1 pseudogene is annotated in these 414 nt (G+C 60.6%); it reads left to right on the top strand.

From position 1 onward, the window contains the following. Positions 1-414: pseudogene (locus B0E43_RS23270) on the top strand (hypothetical protein); the annotation flags it as partial.

Raw genomic sequence — 414 nt, 5'->3', positions numbered from 1 at the left:
GCAGTCCGACATAGATGCGGGCTTGGACATTGTGAACGTGGCGAGTGTGAGCAGCGAAGAGGAAGCGACCGACAGTGCGACCGAGACGGTAGAGGTGAACGGAGCGGCCTTGGTGGACATCACCAAGGTTGCGGATGTTGCGCAAGTGACCGAAGCGGGCCAGGTGATCACCTATACCTATACCGTAACGAACACAGGCGATGTGACCCTGACCGGTTTGGCAGTGAACGACGACAAGCTGGGAGCGATCACGCTTGCAGCGACGACACTGGCCCCCGGGGCGAGCACGAGCGGCACGGCGACCTACACGGTGTTGCAGTCCGACATAGATGCGGGCTTGGACATTGTGAACGTGGCGAGTGTGAGCAGCGAAGAGGAAGCGACCGACAGTGCGACCGAGACGGTAGCGGTGAA

The organism is Algoriphagus sp. A40 (assembly GCF_002002735.1).
GTDB lineage: Bacteria > Bacteroidota > Bacteroidia > Cytophagales > Cyclobacteriaceae > Algoriphagus.
Note: the sequence above shows the minus strand (reverse complement) of the source record. Positions and strands in the feature narration are given on the sequence as shown.